Annotated in this window: 11 protein-coding genes; 8 read left to right on the top strand and 3 right to left on the bottom strand. The window is 37.5% G+C overall.

Translation table 11 applies throughout. The features are described 5' to 3' along the window. Positions 1-4: 4 nt before the first annotated feature. Both ACT3CD_RS03060 and ACT3CD_RS03055 read right to left on the bottom strand, forming a co-directional pair. Positions 5-3256, bottom strand: a complete 3252-nt coding sequence (locus ACT3CD_RS03060; RefSeq protein WP_444642833.1) for a SusC/RagA family TonB-linked outer membrane protein — start codon at positions 3254-3256, stop codon at positions 5-7. Positions 3257-3463: 207 nt separating this feature from the next. Beyond that, entirely contained in the window at positions 3464-3793 is a 330-nt protein-coding gene (locus ACT3CD_RS03055; RefSeq protein WP_444642831.1) for a hypothetical protein, read from the bottom strand. A gap of 774 nt (positions 3794-4567) precedes the next feature. Between ACT3CD_RS03055 and ACT3CD_RS03050 the strand changes: the two genes are divergently transcribed. From ACT3CD_RS03050 to ACT3CD_RS03025, 6 genes are all read left to right on the top strand, one after another. Further along, the gene (locus tag ACT3CD_RS03050) at positions 4568-4789 is read left to right on the top strand and encodes a hypothetical protein (RefSeq protein WP_444642829.1); all 222 of its coding nucleotides are present in this window, start codon (positions 4568-4570) and stop codon (positions 4787-4789) included. A gap of 247 nt (positions 4790-5036) precedes the next feature. After that, the gene (locus ACT3CD_RS03045) at positions 5037-5348 is read left to right on the top strand and encodes a hypothetical protein (RefSeq protein WP_444642827.1); all 312 of its coding nucleotides are present in this window, start codon (positions 5037-5039) and stop codon (positions 5346-5348) included. Next, the gene (locus ACT3CD_RS03040; protein ID WP_444642825.1) at positions 5306-5893 is read left to right on the top strand and encodes a hypothetical protein; all 588 of its coding nucleotides are present in this window, start codon (positions 5306-5308) and stop codon (positions 5891-5893) included. Before ACT3CD_RS03045 ends, ACT3CD_RS03040 begins: the two co-directional genes overlap by 43 nt. A gap of 871 nt (positions 5894-6764) precedes the next feature. Continuing rightward, positions 6765-7703 (top strand): hypothetical protein, encoded by a 939-nt coding sequence (locus ACT3CD_RS03035; RefSeq protein WP_444642823.1) that lies wholly within the window; start codon positions 6765-6767, stop codon positions 7701-7703. A gap of 23 nt (positions 7704-7726) precedes the next feature. After that, positions 7727-9694: a BACON domain-containing protein gene (locus tag ACT3CD_RS03030; protein WP_444642821.1), complete on the top strand. Its 1968-nt coding sequence runs from the start codon at positions 7727-7729 to the stop codon at positions 9692-9694. A gap of 1038 nt (positions 9695-10732) precedes the next feature. Further along, on the top strand, positions 10733-12475 hold the full coding sequence (locus ACT3CD_RS03025) for a right-handed parallel beta-helix repeat-containing protein (RefSeq protein ID WP_444642819.1): 1743 nt from the start codon (positions 10733-10735) through the stop codon (positions 12473-12475). 328 nt (positions 12476-12803) lie between these two features. Here ACT3CD_RS03025 and ACT3CD_RS03020 read toward each other — a convergent pair whose 3' ends face one another. Further along, entirely contained in the window at positions 12804-13019 is a 216-nt protein-coding gene (locus ACT3CD_RS03020) for a hypothetical protein (protein ID WP_444642817.1), read from the bottom strand. Between the two features lie 485 nt (positions 13020-13504). Here ACT3CD_RS03020 and ACT3CD_RS03015 point away from each other — a divergent pair, with 485 nt between their 5' ends. Then, positions 13505-14224: a FadR/GntR family transcriptional regulator gene (locus ACT3CD_RS03015; RefSeq protein WP_444642815.1), complete on the top strand. Its 720-nt coding sequence runs from the start codon at positions 13505-13507 to the stop codon at positions 14222-14224. A gap of 798 nt (positions 14225-15022) precedes the next feature. After that, complete coding sequence (locus ACT3CD_RS03010) at positions 15023-18037, top strand: SusC/RagA family TonB-linked outer membrane protein (protein ID WP_444642813.1); 3015 nt, start codon at positions 15023-15025, stop codon at positions 18035-18037. Positions 18038-18054: the final 17 nt, after the last annotated feature.

Genomic DNA, 18054 nt, shown 5'->3' with positions numbered 1-18054 from the left:
CAGTTTAAAAATTCACACTTAAGCCAAAACTATACACGGTTGAAAGCGGATAAACAGTACCCCCCTGTTTTCCGATGCCTGCAGTTTCCGGATCCATCGTTTTTGATAAATTAGTCATCGTCAGCAAATTTTCTCCGGAAACATAAATTCGTAGATTTTGCAAAGAAATTTGACGGACCAAAAACTTCGAAAAAGTATATCCTATTTGCAAATTCTTTAAACGCATGTAAGATGCATCCTGCAGATATCGGGTTTGAGTTTTGTGATTCTTGTTGTTAAACAACGGACGGGGATAATACGAGTTAGTGTTCATACCAAGCGGATGATCCGAATCGTCGCGAAAATAATCAAGGTGTTCAGAAAAAGCTGTTGACCACCATTGACCACTACCGGTCGCACCCCAAAATACCATACTATTCTCTCCCGGGTCAAAATCACGTTTTAATACCCCTTGCCAAAGCATCTGAATATCAAATCCATTCCATGATGCATCAAGCGTTATACCTGTAAGAAATCTGGGGGTGCTGTTTCCGATCTTTTTTAAATCACCCATATCATGAATGGTATATTCGCCATTATTCACTTTACCGTCCCCATTGATGTCGGCATACATAATATCACCAGCAGCCCAGTTACTTCCCAGGGCATCCTGACCACCGTTGGGCAACGTTTCCAGATGCTCCTGCATTTCAGCATCGGTCTTCGCAATACCTATGCTTGTATATCCATAGATATTTCCTGTATAGTATTCTTCTACGTATTTACTTAAACTTCCCGTGGGATTGCCATACCGTAATATTTTTGTTCTGGAATCAGACACATTCAACCTTGCACCATATTGAAATTTACCTTTTTGATCTCTCCATGAAACTTCCAGTTCCCATCCGCTTGTTTTCAGGTCGGTATTATTGGTCTTTGGCACATCTAAACCGAGTGTTGCAGGTAGTTCAACGCCGGGGCCGACCATATTGGTCGTTTTTCTGGCAAAATAGTCAAAAGAACCTGTTAAGCGATTCCTGAAGGCACCAAAATCAATTCCCAAATTGGTTGTTTGTATTTTTTCCCAGGTTAAAGATGAAGAGATTAATCCCGGAACTGATGCAGTATTAGGCTTGGCACCGTTAATGACCCATTCCCCATCGGCGGCACCTGTTGGCAACGTTTGATAAGTTGGATACCAACTGTCTGTATTCTGATTCGATAATTCACCATACGAAGCTCTTAGCTTAAAAGTGCCGATAACATTCTCCAGATTACTCCAGAAACTTTCACGTGCCATATTCCAACCCAAAGAAGCCGAAGGAGCCCAGGCCCATCTCTTTTCAGCGCGGAAACGTGAGGTGCCATCATATCTTAAATTTAATTCGGCCAGATATTTACCATCCAAATCATAGTTTAAACGCCCAAAAAAGCCCGCTGTTTTCCACTCCTGATATTGTCCATTGATAGACATGTTATCATTGTTGGTGGTTAAATTTAATACAGGTAAATCAGTCGTGATCATATCAGCACGCTGGGCATTCATATCACGGTATTTCATCTGCTCATACTGAAATCCCATCATTCCGGTAAAACTATGTCGACCAACCTGCTTTGAATAATTGGTATAAACATTTGGATTCAGAAATGTGGATTTATACGAGTATTCATAAACCTGATCGTTATTGGGACTGGTTAGTGCTTTATAGGTGTTTTCAGGATTATCGGCATAATGAGAATAAACTCGTTTTTGATCCCAATGCGTCCAGTCGTTACCTGTTCTAACATTCATTTCTCCTATAATATTCCATCCTTTTAACGGCGTTAAGGTTGCTTTCACCTGCTGATACATATCATCATTCTGTTCTTTCTGACGACCGCCCTCCGACATGGTTTGTATGTAGTTTATATCAGACATATAATATCCATTGGGGTCCTTTTTTGCCCTGATTGGGCGTGCCCTGCGAAGAATATGATCGTAAAATCCTTCATTCATATTAGTAGGACGGGCATAGTCAGTTCTGATAAAACGATTTGAATAATCAACTTTTAGGATGTCAGTCAATTGTGCCGAAATTTTTCCACTAAGTGAATATCTGTCAAAACCTTCTGTGCCATAACGCATGAAACCTTCCTCTGTCATGTAATTTGTCGAAATATAATAGGTGAAATCAGTATTGCCTCCACTGATGCTAAAATTGTGTTCCTGCGATGGAGACCAGTCTTTATAGTATTCATCCAACCAATCAACATTGGCATAGGTGTAGTCATAGTTCCATTTTCCACCACTACCCAAATAAGCAACATCCGAAGGTTCTAATTCGCCATCATAATAGCTCTTAACCAACTGTTTATAATCGTCACTATATAAATGTGAATTGGACGCATTGAAATTAGCATCATCAAAAAAGTTGACAAACTCCCAGGAGTTCTGCATGTCAGGCATCATTACCGGTGTCTTATAACGAAAACTGTTATTGTAGTTGATGACCGTTTTGCCTTTTTTCCCACTTTTTGTTGTAACAAGTACAACACCAAAAGGAGCTCTTGATCCGTAAATTGAAGAGGATGCCGCATCCTTCAAAACAGAAATACTTTCAATATCCTGTGGATTGATGGTATTAATGTCTCCTTCCATACCATCAATCAGTATCAGAGGATCTCCTTTTGAGCCATCACCAATAGTCCCGGTTCCCCTGATATTAATTGTTTTGGTAGCATCAAGTTCGCCTCCAACACCACTATTGTAGATGTTAAGACCGGGAATAACTCCCTGCAAAGCCTGCACTGCATTGGACACAGGTCGTTTTTCCAGGTCTTTAGATGAAGCTGTCGCCACAGAACCCGTTATATTTACCTTTTTTTGTGTCCCAAAACCAACAACAACGACTTCGTCCAACGATGCCAGTGATGATTTCATGGTCACATCAAATACTGATTGTTCGCCTACTTCTATCTCCTTGAGTTCATAACCAATAAATGATAAAACCAAAACCGGTTGTTCTGTTGCGGAAACATTCAAAGTAAAACGGCCGTCAATATCAGATACGGTTCCGATGGTGGTTTCTTTTACAAAAATATTAACACCCGGAATTGGATTACCTAATTCATCACTAACAACTCCGGTAACCTGTCCTGCTTTTTGAGGAACCGCGGCATACACAATGGTTGAGTTTGTTATAATATTTACCAAAATCAACAATACTAGTGGAACCATTTTTAAAAGGCCGCTTAATTTTCTTCGCAGGTTATCAGTCTGTAATTTTAATTTTCTCATGTCCGAAATTTTATATTTCTATTTAACAAGATTAATTTTTGGCAGTTTTTTATGTATAAACTGCATACATCCTTCCATACTATTATAACTTCGTCAGCGCTTGCCCAAAAACGCTATTGTCTGACCGACATTGGTATTCTATGGCCGATGCGGCCACTCACTGCCGGCATTGTCAACGGCCGCAATGATGTCGCCGCCCGTAACAGCTTAAATGGTGTTGTTGTTAACCCCCAAAACAGTGGCCGCTCGTTCGTCCGACGAAAAGAGAACCTGTATCTTCGATATATCCGACCCAAAGTTGAACCCCTTCACAATAAATTTGGTGCGAATGCCACCACTGTCGGGCATAAAGGCATCAAGCTGCACCGGAAGCGACGGGTCGCGAACCTCCCCGGGTGACGTATCGTCGTCTTGGCACGAAACCAGTATCAGCAACAGCAGCAGCGTTGCCAACAGTAGCCGAAGACCCATAATGACAGGCTCAACGGCACGTACTTGCGCAACCCCTTCGGTGGGTTTGGTCTGAAATGTTTTCATATTAATATCTGTTTTTATCTGATTGTTAATGTGTTGATTTGATTTTGCCCCCTTCGGATCAAGGCATAGCATTCCCATAACCCCTTTGGTGGAATTTATTTTGCAAATGATGGGAAATGCCCGTTTCAGACGTGGTGACCCTGATATTGAGTGACCCGACTGTGTTTAATCCCGTAAATAATTATTGTGAGAAATATGTTACGGCGCGCGCAAAGCAATGCATACCGGAGCCGATATGGCCGTGTGTGAGAAATTTTTCATAATTTTGATGTGTTAATTTAACTGACTTTGGTTAATTAATAAGCCTGCTGCACGTCGCCAAACTGTTGTAGCGGGCTTTTTTTGTGATAAGGCCTGACTAATGTTTCATAAGTAGCGGATAACTGTTAAGATTAAACCGTTTTAAAAAAATGTAAAGATGAAATGCACCCTTGCGGGAAGAAGATCCGGCGTTGAGTCGTTTGATTATAACGGTGCGCCGGTAAATAAAGAGGGCGCGGAACTCAATTTGCCACCTTTGAGGTACTGGCATACCTTGGAACGATAAGTGAGCCCACGCCTGAGTCGTGAGCTATTCCACTTATTTTCTCGTACCATTAAAAAGTGCCAGTTTCCAAAGGTGAGAATCTAAGCGAATGCTTCAATTATAATCATCTATCGAAGTATCGCTAAAATATTTGATAGCAATGCAATTTTATACAAATATATACAAATTTTTCATAATTCGGATTTCAGTCCGAATTGTTTTTTCAGATATAACCTTTATTTGTCACTATGAATAGTGTAAATAGACAAATCGTTGAATTTATAAGGGATAATTGGGTTATACCTACTAATAATAATAGTCTTTTTGCCAAAGAACACTTTATTGATGAAAAAACGGTTCGTCGAATAAGAGAAGACAAAGAATATCAAATTGCACTTACTACAATAATGAGGATTTGTGAAGCACGGAATTTAAAGCTTTATGAATTCTTTAAGATGGTTGGAATCTGAATTTACTTTATTTGTCTGATTTGTCCTCTTTTATAATTTTACTTCATAATATTTTTCTTGTAATAAGCATTAGTTTGCAGTATTTTAGTAGGTCTTTTTGTGAAAACGACATGAAGACTGTTTATAAAGATGTTTTTTTTTGATAAAGATATATTAGGTAATTGCTATTTAATACATGAAATGTTAATGACGATATGGGGGCGTTGGCTGTAATGCAGGAGTAGAAAACCGAAAAACCTTAACAGAAATGAAAACATTATTAAAAGAGAAATGGGACGATAAATATTACGATTACATTGACAAACTAAGATTTGAGGATACTGCATTAAAGTCGGAGTTTTTAAAATTATTGAAGTGTAAGGATTCTGAGAGACGAGAATTATTGTGGGGTGATTTATGTGTGAAAGTTAATGATTTACAGGAAGTATGGAAATTGTCAAATCCATATTATATTGGCTTTGGAAATCCAGATTCAGATATCTTATTTATTGAAAAGAAAAAGGCTTTGACATTGAGATGCATCCTGAATTATTTATTAAAGAGAGTATTAATAATATAATACAATGGGAATCTATTTTAAACAACCCCACCAATATTTTGACTGATTTGAAGTTTAATCCATTCTTCCCAAGAGAATATCATACTCAAAAAATGAGACCTCGTCATACTTGGGGAATATACGCACAAATTATTGCGGGATTGAAAAGTAAAAATACCAAAGATATTTTTGAGGAAACAGAAAATATTACAGACTCATTTTTTACAGACTGTTTTATTACCGAGATTAATCATATCCCTTCAAAATATAGCAGAGGGCACAAATTGATTTCAGAGAGAAAAGAACTCTTAAAGAATGATTTTTATAAGAACTTTTCAAAAATTGTTATCGGGGCAAAGGGGTATCTGCAAATAGAACAATTAAAAGATTTGTTTAATATTACGTCTGACTTTAAAGAGGTAAAATTTGGGGCAAATAACCAGCGGGAAATAAAGGGATTTGTATATAAGAATAATTCCCAAACGATAATATACTGTGACCATTTGAGTGTCGGTGCAGGTTGGACAAATGACGCATTAGATAAATTAATAGATACGCTAAAATGAAGCACATACAGCCAACAATGTGTATAATTCATAAGGGTTTCAGAGGTATGCGAAGCAGAGTCTCCCGCTTCAATTTTTGTAACGGTGGATACAGACGCAGCCCGCAATCCCTTACGAAATCATACACTCAACGTTCGAAATAATCCACTCTATTCCTGAGAAGAACTCAAACATCTGCTTTGGGGCATCGAACAGCGTTACTATACTAATAAAGTTGATGGCGAAAAACGTGTGGCTAATTCTATTTTAAAGGTAGATTAACTACATCATTAATAACTGGAGAATGAAAATGTTGGCATAAAATAATAACATATTTAAATAGAATTCCGTAAATAGATCAGACAACTTTGGAAAAAGGCTTGAGAAACAAGTAAAAACACAAAAGTAACGTAGAAAAACGCAAGAGCAACAAGGAAAAATGCTCGGGCAACGTGGAAAAATGGAAAAGCATTGAGGAAAAATGCTCGGGAAGCCATAAAAAACCAAAGGGAAAGCAAGAAAAAAGCAAAAGCAATGAACTGAAGTTTGAACTAATTTCTACAAAAACATATTTTCAAAAAAGATGAAACGAACCATGAGAATTGATTCACACACAGAAGTATGATTATCCTGGCGAGTTCCATATGGCAACTGAAAAACAAATTATAAACATATGAAATATTTATCCCTTGTTGGCGCAAATTTTCTGGTAACCTGCGCAGCATTGTTAACATGGAGAATTAAGGAGAAAATCGGAAATTTAACGAACCATAACTTTTTAAGATTAACTGAAAAATGGGCTGGCATTTAAAATTGAGAACCATAACTGTTAACAGAAATTTTTTATTTTTGAATAGTCAAAGCGCCATAACCATAACTTCAAATACAAATTATGAATAAATTCGTATTACTCCCCTTGTTTTTATTCCTGTTTATCACCGCGAAAGCTCAGGATAAAATTATCAGTATTAAACTTGATACAATACATTGCGAAATAGTCTCGATATGCAATGATCGTATTTTTTACGAACTTAAAAAGGATGACGGATCAATCGCCGGCAAATCTATTTCATTATCTCAAGTGTCAGAATATTTGACATCTGATCAATCGAGGGAAAAATCAAAAATGGGTAAACAGGAATCATCAAAGCCTGACAAACCTTTATGTTTGGGATTGAATGCCGGTTGGTCGACCATGCCCTGGTACCTCGACAATTATGAAGCTTTATCTGCCTTACCGGATTATTATAACAAGTTAGAAACAGGCATTCATATAAATGCCAGTGCACATTACCTGTTCAATAGCTTTTTAGGTTTGGGCGTAGAATATTCGTTTTTTGAAACGAGTTCGAGTGGCAGTATCCCAAGTGAATACTATCCGTCTGCATTTTTAATTAGCTCTGAAGAATACCATCTGTATGCCAATTATTTGGGGGCATCAATCCTTTTTCAACAACATCCTGACGCACAACAAAAATTTGTGATTAGTGAATCTCTTTCGGCTGGGGTTATGTTTTTTCGTATGGAATATCAACATGTGTATCCAAGTCCTGGTGTTATTCAAAGCACCAGTTACACTGATATTACAAATAATATGTTACTCACCGGAAATTCTTTTAGCGCAAAAGTTGGACTTACGGCTGAATACAGATTATCGGAGGCCGTATCGGTTGGCTTAGGAGGTAGTTTTATATGGAGTTTGTTAAAAAAAGCAAGTCTTGAATCAAAAGGAACCGATAGTAGTAATTATTCAGTTAATGATCAGGAACTTTCCGACGCGATGAAATTATCCCGTATTGATTACTCTTTTGTTTTACGTTATTATTTTTAATGTACCCATTAACCAACTCTAATATGCGACCTTTCATTAAAATCATTAGTTTATTTACCTTACTTTACCTGATAACAGGTTGTACCAAAGATTTTCTGAATGAAAATCTTGAATCGGGATCTTTTACCCTGGGCTTATCAAATATTTATGTTTCGCCCGATTGGCAAAGTTCCAACTATCTTTTTAAGCTTCCATCGGTTAATGAAGTTGATTATGAAATTGTTTCGAAACCATCCTGGCTCGAAATTGGTTCCAATAATGGGCATTTGTCTGATAGTATTGCAATTGTTCAATGTTCGGCCACCAGGCATCCAGATTTCGAAGCGGTGGGTATTTACACGGAATTTATGACCGTAAAAGCAGATGGGCAGAATTATAAAGTTCCTGTAGCGTACATAACCGAGGGAAATCCCACTGCGCAGGTACAAACGACCCTGACGCTATCGTATAGCAATTATAGCACTTTAGCTTTGTCAATTCGCAATAGCGGGGAAGGTATTTTACTTTGGGGAATCACAAGTATGCCCGACTGGTTGGTTATTGATACTGCTCAGGTTGAATCAAATGCCTTTTATATTTCTCCAAATGCTTCGTATAGTCTACCTCTTCGCTATAATCTTGACGAAGTGTATACCGCGAGTTTGACAGGTGCAATTGTGCTATCTACAAATGATAAGGAGCATCCGAGTATAACGATAAATGTTACAGCTGACCTGGGTACACCGCAATTAACAATTTATACCAGTACCATTAATTTTTCTTTTACGGAAACGTCAGAAATAATAAATTTCTATAATTATGGAAATGGAATTCTTGTTTGGGAATTTAAAGACATCCCTGAATGGCTTACTATTACACCATCAAGTGGAATGTTTTTTCCTTATACATACGGTAGTAATGTAATTTTTAGCTGTGATCGAACAAAACTCTTGCCGGGGCAAAATTCAGCAATCGTAAATTTGAAAACCAACGACAGTTTTTATCCTTCGTACAGTATAAAGGTAATAGCTAATGCACCGGGAATTTCTGAGAATATACATGCTGTTGATGGAAATATTATAGACGCCGTATTTAATAAAAATACGAACACTTTGTATTATGTAACCAGTTCGCCCAACAAGTTTATTGCTTATGATGTAATGAAACGAAATGTGCAGGATGAAATATTATTAAGCAAGTCGCCGACCAGTTTAGCTATTTCTGAAGACTGGACTAGAGCGGCCGTAGGGCACAACGGGTTTATAAGTGCCATCAATTTGTCTGGCAATACAGTAACTACAGTTTATACGTTGAATTATTCAGTAAATGATATTGCATGGGCTGAAAATGATTGGTTTTGTTACACACAAAATGGAGAAAGCGTCTTTGGCCTTCACTGGATTAATACAGCTGACGGCACTTTATACGATGACCCTAATCAGTATGACCTGGATGGCAAATCAATCGTCAAGAAAGTACCCAACCAGCCATATCTCATAGCTACACGAAACGCTACATCGCCAAGTGGCTTTTTAGCTTATGATATTGCGACCAAAAGCAAAAAGAGCTACGCACATATGGATTTATATAATTTTTGGTTTTCGCAAAATGGGGACTATATTTTTAGCAGAAATCTAAATGTCTACCGAACCACAAGTTCTACCGGATCAACAAATACATTCGATGCCGACATCAGCGCCATTGGTAAAATTGGAATCGAGGGTTACTATGGACTTAGGGACCTTTATCACAGCAATGATTATTTGTGGCTTATAAAAGAGGTCGCTTTCCCCACAGATGAATCAACAAGTCTCTATCAGGTAGAAGATAATGACTATACACTTGTGAAAAGTTATGATTACGATTTAATCTACCAACCTGATGCGCAAACGACCCCTATTGACGTAACTGCAAATTTTGTTTTTGTCAATAAAGAAGAAACAGAAATTTTAGTGTTGTGTAAAGGTCTTAGTAGCAACTTTTGGATAATGCAGTTTCTTTCTGTAGAATAATTGGTTAAACGTTTAATAAACAATTATTGGTGCCCGGTAAAAATTTAGAGAAATGATTAGAACCCGGCTCCAATGTGCGAGCCAGAGATTATAGGAGATATTGGGGTTGCTTTCCGCCTCAAGGAATTTCCGTTAAGAAAATCAATTTTATTGGCGTAAAGAAATCCGGGCTGTCTGAGCGAAGCGAGTTTCCGGATTTTAGACAATGAAATTGATTTTTAGGAAATTACTTGCAGCGGCGGCATTTTAATATTATTGAATTTTGCTACGTTCGGCATTGTCGCAAACAAGTTTGCACACTGCACTCACTAAACGCAAAATTTAATGTTATTGAATTTTGCTGTAGTGGAGCGAAGCGGATCACGAATACCTTTGAAATAAAAACTTTAATGAGTAAAAAAAGTAAAAGCCCGTGCGGCTTGAGCACTTAAATGGAGAATATATTTTTTACCGGACAATAGTGATAAACAATTATTAAATATAACTATTTGCAAGGATTAAGACGTTGGATTTTATTGACAAGTACGGCGCAATGGCTGTATGAAAAATACGGATTTACAAATCTATCCAGGCCGGAAATCTACATGGAAAAATTTAATCCTGATGTTTACCTAAATGAAGAAATAGACCGAGGTTCTCAGACTGGATAATGAGTCGACGCAACGACCGAATGATTATCTCAGGTTGAACGGCATCCTGGTAGAACTGAAAATTGATATCATAGCCTAAATATTGGTTTTCTGTATTTTTAGCAAAAATGATCAGGCTTGTCTTGCGTTGCTTTCACACCAAAGTTTATGGTCTTAACTTATTTTTTAATAGCTATTGGTTTTGGACTTTTTATTGACTGTATTTGTGTTGATAGACGTCTTCGTTTGATTAAGAGATATTATGTAATTACTTCTTCATGCAAAAAACGATAATGATATTTTAAGTTCTTTGGCAACTATTTTGAGACAGCTAACGTAGTTAAACGCAATATTTCAAGTCTTAAAAATTAATAAGTTATATCCTAAACCGAATAAAAATACTACAATTATGAAACAATTAATTCTGATACTAATATTTATAAGACCGATCTTTTTGCTTATGTCTCAGGATATTGGAGGCGATTATTATGTTTCACCAACCGGTAGCGATTCAAATCCGGGCACTTACGATCAACCATGGGGTACCTGGCAAAAAGCGTTTGAGGCGGCACAGCCAGGTGATACAGTTTATTTTAGAGACGGCGTGTGGAAACCAATCAACTATACAGAAGGGAATGCTGTTACTGTTATCGCTCCAAATAAATCTTTTATCTGGCAAGGTAGTATCTATGGATACGATGGCACTAAAACCAATCCAATCTGTTTTTTCAACTATCCGGGAGAAAACCCGATACTTGATTGTTCCGAAGTTGATATTACCGGTCATCAGTATAATGTAGGCCTATCAATATACAATGCCGATTTTATTCACTTTAAAGGGTTGACCATTCGAAATGTGTTTCAACCGTCAACTCCAAATAGCGTTGGCGATTATTCGCCGGCTTCCGGAATTGGCATAGTCGGAACCACAAATTTGATATTTGAAAATGTCACTGTTTCTGATATCGGAGGCCGGGGGGTTGGCGGCTCCAGCCTGTTAGGTTACCATACCGACCCCGGTTATGATACAACGCGATTTATTAATGTTGACGTTTTTAATTGCAATGATGCATTAAGTGAAGTGCCTGGCAACTCAGCTGATGCATATAAAATTACCCTTCAGAGTTACGAGGTAACTGAAGAAAATAATCCGAATGGGGTATTCCCGGTTTATTTGTTAGATGGTTGCAGATCATGGAATTGTACCGACGATGGAAGTGATATAGGCGGTAATGGTATTGTTATTTATCGTAACTGCTGGTTTTTTTCTAATGGCAATGAAAATTCAATTGATGGTAATGGCTTAAAGATCGGAGGTGTATTTGATTCTATCAATGCAACGATTCCTTTGCGAATAGTCACTAATTGTATAATGGCCCATAATAAGGGTATTGGGATTTATGATTTGCAGTATGAACCTTATTTCCAAAATAACTCAAGAATATATAATAATTTGTTGTATGGAAATGGGGCCGGAATGCAAAATGGTTTGGCGAATCGCTACAATAAGATTAATAGTATTTACAGAAACAATATTATCTATGGCTCAACAGACAGGGATGCGGCAGGTAGACCCCAAAATTTTATCGTTGATAATGACTATACAGAATCAAATAATACTTTTGATTTTTGGGAAGAATCGGGAAGCTTGTTTAAATGGACAATGGCTACAGATGTCTCTGTAACAGACGATGATTTTGTTTCTCTTGATGTCTCTCAATTGCGATTACCACGTAAAGCGAATGGTTCATTACCCGACATTACTTTTGGACACCTTACTTCAAACAGCGACCTTATTGATAAAGGAACAATTATACCTGAAACTGATAATGCCGGCATTACTCTTAGTTATTCCGGATTAGCTCCCGATATGGGCTGTTTTGAATTTACCTCTCCTCAATCAATTGAAAATTTACGAAATGAAGAAAAGTTTAAATTATACTATTCAAACGATGAAATTTATCTGAAATTCATAGATGGCAACGTTTTTTATCGTTATGATCTGTATTCGTTAAACGGCTTTAATGTAAAAAGTAGTTTATTGTATTCGGATGTTTGCGAAATTAATACTTCGAATATGGCAGCTGGTATTTATTTATTAGTCTTAACCGGCGAAAATATTAAACAAAACAAAAAAGTATTTATTCATTGACAATTAATGGAGATGCGTTAATTTTTAAAAATATTTCGCAATAACTTGCATTTCAATTAAATAAATACACTCTTTGATGTTTTCGTTTGATAAAGGGGTATTGTGTAATTATAAGAACTAACCCACATAAAGGTGCAGTTGCGCGTATGTATTGCGGTTCGAAATGTGCCACTGAGTAGGGATAAAATCGATTTTATTCAATTCTTTGGGTTTGAAATGTGCCAGATTGAGTAAAATTCTTATACCGCTTTTTTCCCCCCCCTCTCAAAAAAAACGATATGGCAAATGTCCCTGATCTTAAGGATTAAAATAACTCGCAGTGTATCGTCTAAGCTGCCTGTATGGATACGGGGTTATGCGCCGTATCCTTTTCCCATTTCCGGTTGTTGGTAGTCTCAGAGTTGATGTCGGTCAACTCTGATGGATACGGGGACGGTACGGCTGTCATAATTTCGTCCACCGAGCCATTGGAATTGCTGGTAATTTTGATTTTCTGTGAATCAGCTGTTAGGTTAGTAGGTAATTTTTGTCTGTGCGATGGCAAACATGAATATGTTAAATTTTATTTTTTATTTTTTAAAATTTTCATTGTGTGTTTGCGGTGTATCGCGCCTTGTACTGCGTAATGTGTTGAAAATTAATCGTGATACTTTTAGTTGAGATTGAAATTTTAACATTAAAATATTTTGCATTGTTAATAATTGTTTTTTATATTTGGTCAACCAATTATTAGTGATTGGTCAACCAAATAAACAAGTCTATTAAGAAAGGTATTAATTAGTGCTTACAATCAAATTCCCGTGACAGAGAATAACGATTTATTTTTGAGGTTTTAGAAGCTTGAAAAATGTCAGTTTCCCAGAGCAAATGGTCAGCTTGGAGGCGATAGTCATGAATAATGGGGGGCTAGTTGAGAATCATTTTGTGAAATTATCATTTAAGGCCGTGTTATTTATGGCGTGTTGCCAGCAAGCTGTGCCATAAACATTAACCGAAGAATGAAATAATAAACATTTAAAAAGACGAAGCATGGATGTTTTGGCGAATTTCAAAACCATAGAGGTAGAAAGTCCGGTAGATAAGATAATTAAACAAATTCGTAATTCTATTGCATCGGGTCAGTTAAAACCAGGCGATAAATTGCCTTCAGAAAGAAAATTGTCTGACTCGTTTGGAGTCGGCAGAACTTATGTTCGCGATGCCATTAAAAAACTCGAGTTTTATGGCATTTTAAAAACGTTGCCACAAAGCGGCACTATTGTTTCCGGAACTGATATTTCAGCCATGGAGGGTTTGATTGCAAATGTGATAAAATTAAACGAAGATGATTTTTTCCATTTGGTTGAAACGCGTGTTATTTTGGAAACATACGCTTGCGGGCAGGCTGCTTTACACCGTACATCACGTGATATTGCAGACCTGGAAGAGAGTCTCGAAGCCTACAAGCATACGATAGACGCCAGATTGTCAGGTGTCAGGGAAGATTTTAATTTTCACCTTCGGATTGCTGAAGCAAGCCGTAATATGGTTATTAAGTCGTTGATGCAAATTTTGATTCCCGATATTCTTGAAATCTACAAGAAATTGAATGTTTGTGGTGAAGGTCGGTTTTACAAATCATTTGAAAATCATAAAGAAATCCTCGAATGTATCGTTAAACAAGATTCAAAAGGTGCCGAAGAGGCCATGCGTAGCCATCTGAAAGATGTACTGGACTTTAGTTCGTCATACAAAGGCGAAGAAAAATAATTAAAATTTAACTATATGTATGATAATTATGATACCAGTTAAAAAGGATTGACCAGAAGCCAATCCTTTAGAGAACTTACGGTAAAATCTTCTAAATCTGATATTAGGAACTTGCAGGTAACAAATATCAAAATATTAGATAAAACCGCCCTATACAAATATCACTATTGAATTTAGGCATTTTGTCCGCTCCAAAAATAGCTATTTAACTGGAAAGTCGGATAAAAAGTGGAGAACAAATTTACAACGCTTACCATTTCCAAATTTATGGAACGTTCTCCCGACAATAACTCATGCCGTGAATATTTGCTTGATCTCCAAAGAACGAATGGTCGTGTATGTCTGCATTGTGGGCACACTCGTTGTTGAGTATCAAGGTGAAAAAATACGGCAGACCGTGAATCCGTTTTTTCCGGACTTCTTCACCTTCCAACAATCATTCTTTCATAAACTGTTGTTCCTGCCTCTTAAGGCCTTTTAAATGGTGCATCATACTATCATTCCCTGCAATATGGGTGAAGCTGTGCTGAATTGAGCAGGAAATCGGGTTTATGGAAGGAAGTGAAAAATAGTTCCACATCTGTACAGAACCATCCTGAATTATATAGGATAGCACAGGGGAATGCATGCCCTATAGACAACCCTGCATCGACGAATTTTATTGCTGCCGGTTTAACCGCATTTTATATGAAGAAGGCATTTTGAGAACCTTTTTCACCGAATGTAAATCCGGTTACAGAAACAGAGCTTATTTGTCAGATGCTTAACCCAATTATTTAAACTCTAAAAATTAGATAGATGAAAAAATTCTTAAGTCTTGCTTTAACACTACTGGCTTTTGCAATTGGAGTTTCTGCTCAGGTTCAGGTTACAGGAAGTGTTGTTGATGCAGATAATAATGAATCCTTGCCAGGAGCTACAATTGTTGAAAAAGGGACAACAAACGGTACCGTTACTGATATGGATGGTCGTTTTACCCTCACAACGCAATCTCAATCAGGGATAATTGTTGTTTCTTTTGTTGGAAATGTATCCCAGGAAATTGAATTTTCGGGTGCTTCAAATATTAACGTCGGATTGAGACCTGACTTTACAAATATTGAAGAAGTTATGGTTGTGGGGTATGGCGCTCGAAAAAAGAGCGATGTGACAGGTTCTATATCTTCGGTCAAGTCCCGTGAATTAACAGCATTCCCTGTGTTAGACGCAGCACAAGCGTTACAAGGTCGTGCATCGGGTGTGGTGGTGCAGTCTAATAATGGTGGTGAGCCGGGAGCACCCATCAACATAAAAATTAGAGGAAATACCTCTATCAATGCCAGTAGTTCTCCGCTTATTGTGGTCGATGGTTTTGTGGGCGCAGTTATGCCGCAACCCAATGATATTGAATCAATGGAGATTTTAAAAGATGCATCAGCTACAGCTATATATGGTTCCAGAGGTTCAAATGGCGTTATTTTAGTAACGACAAAAAAAGGTAGAAGTGGTAAATTAAGGGTGGAAGTCAATACAACCTATTCTGTTCAAAATACGGCAAAACAGCTGGATTTATTAAATGCAGATGAATTTGCGGTTTATCAGAAAGCCATCAACTCAAGTTATGTGCAGGGGCCTGCCGATACAGATTGGCAAGACCTATTGTACAGAGCTGGAAACACCCAGAATCATCAGTTTTCTTTTTCGGGAGGTAGCGATAACGCCAACTACTATGCTTCGGCTACTTATTTTAAACAAGAGGGAGTTATTATAAATTCTGATTTTGAAAGAATTTCTTTCTTGTCAAATATTGATGCCCAGGTAACTGATAAATTAAAATTAGGTTTTAATCTTTTTGGTAGCAGAGGAACCAAACGTGGCGTTCCTACACAATCGACGGGCGAAACGGCTAATGGCGGTGGTGATGATGTGGTTTCCCTGATGTTTCGATTTATGCCGGACTTGCCCGTGCAGGATGAAAACGGTGTAAACACCATCAGCTCAATCGGTGATAATATTGATAATCCATATGCCGTTGCAACTGAATCTGTTGATGAAACTAAAACTGACAATTTTAGAGCAAATTTGTATGCTAATTATGATATTTTAGAAAACCTTACTTTTAAATCTACTTTCGGACTTAGCTCAACGAATGAAACTGTAGGGGTTTTCAGACCATCAACGTTAATTATTACAGCCGGAGGTGGTACGGGAGGTAAAGCATCATTGTCAAATCTTAAGCGGACAAACCTGCTGAGTGAGAATTACCTGACGTATAACAAAGAAATTTGGAAAGGCAATTTAACCTTATTGGCAGGTTATTCTTATCAGAAAACGACTTCAGAAAGATTTTCTGCCGGCGCTCAAAATTTTATCTCTAATAGTTTTTCTTACTATAACTTAGCTGGTGGTTCTGTCACTGTAATACCTACTTCATCTTTTACAGATCAGGAAATTTTATCTCAATTCGGAAGATTTAATTACGATTATGATGATAAATATTTATTAACCGCTACTGTGAGACGTGACGGGGCATCTAACTTTGCGAAAAATGAAAAATATGCCATCTTCCCCTCTGGTGCATTTGGTTGGAAGGTGAGCAATGAAGACTTTTTAAAAGATAACGAGACCATTTCTAACCTCAAATTTAGAGTGAGTTACGGTATAACGGGTAACCAGGCCATTGATGCTTACCAATCGCTGGCAGGTTTCAGCGCTCTTTTTACCTCAATTAACGGACAACAAGTAAATGCTGTTGTTCCCGATCAGGCTGCTAACGCCGATTTAAAATGGGAATCTTCTTACCAAACAAATGTCGGTGTTGATTTAGGTTTGTTAAACAATAAAATCTCTCTTTCATTAGACTATTATAACATCGATACCAAAGACCTCCTTTTGGCCGATCAGGGTCAGTCGGAATATCTTGGCTTTTTGACGTTAGCAAGTATCAGAAACGTCGGCGAGATAAATAACAGAGGTTTTGAAATTTCTTTAAATACCAGAAACATAAATAAAGAGAGTTTTAGATGGACGACCGATTTTAACTGGGCCACAAATAAAAATAAGGTCGAATCGCTGATTGGTGGTATAGATGTATTCATGGATGCTGCACCAGGATATTTTAACGTTGATCGTACCCATATTTTAAGAGAGGGTGAAGCGGTAGGCCTTTTTTGGGGCTATGAATATAAAGGTGTTTATCAGGGAGGTGATTTGCCCGACGGTACCGCGACATTTTCTGGTGCTATAGCAGGTGATCCGTTATTTTCAGATTTAGATAAAAGTGGTGTTATAACAACTGACGATCAAAAAAATATAGGAGACCCTAATCCCAATTGGACGATGGGGATTACAAATACGTTTACATATAAGAACTTCGATTTAAATATCTTTTTTCAGGGTTCTCATGGTGGCGATATTTTTAACCTTACAAATGTACAGCTGTTTAACGGCGACTCAAATGCGCTTAAAGATGTTTTGAATGCCTGGACACCAACTAACACAGACTCAAATATACCTCGCGTGGTAGCCAATAGGAATAGAGAGATTTCTTCCAGGTTTGTGGAAAAGGGTAGTTATATCCGATTAAAAAATATCGCTTTAGGTTATAACTTACCTACAGATATTGCTGAACAGTTCGGTTTGGGGGGCGTTCGGTTGTCTGTTAGCGCGCAAAACCTGTTGACTTTTACAAATTACTCTGGCTTGGATCCTGAAGTGAGTTATTTTGGTTCTGGTGGCGAAGATAGCGGAGATAGTAATACGACCAATGGGTTCGATTTTGGAAATTACCCAACTATTAGATCGGTTAGTTTCAGCCTTAGTTTAAATTTTTAGTCAACAGTTAAAACGCC

The organism is Geofilum sp. OHC36d9 (assembly GCF_052400685.1).
Classification (GTDB): Bacteria; Bacteroidota; Bacteroidia; order Bacteroidales; family Marinilabiliaceae; genus CAZHHH01.
The sequence above is the reverse complement of the archived record's forward strand: the minus strand, read 5'-3'. Positions and strand labels throughout refer to the sequence as shown.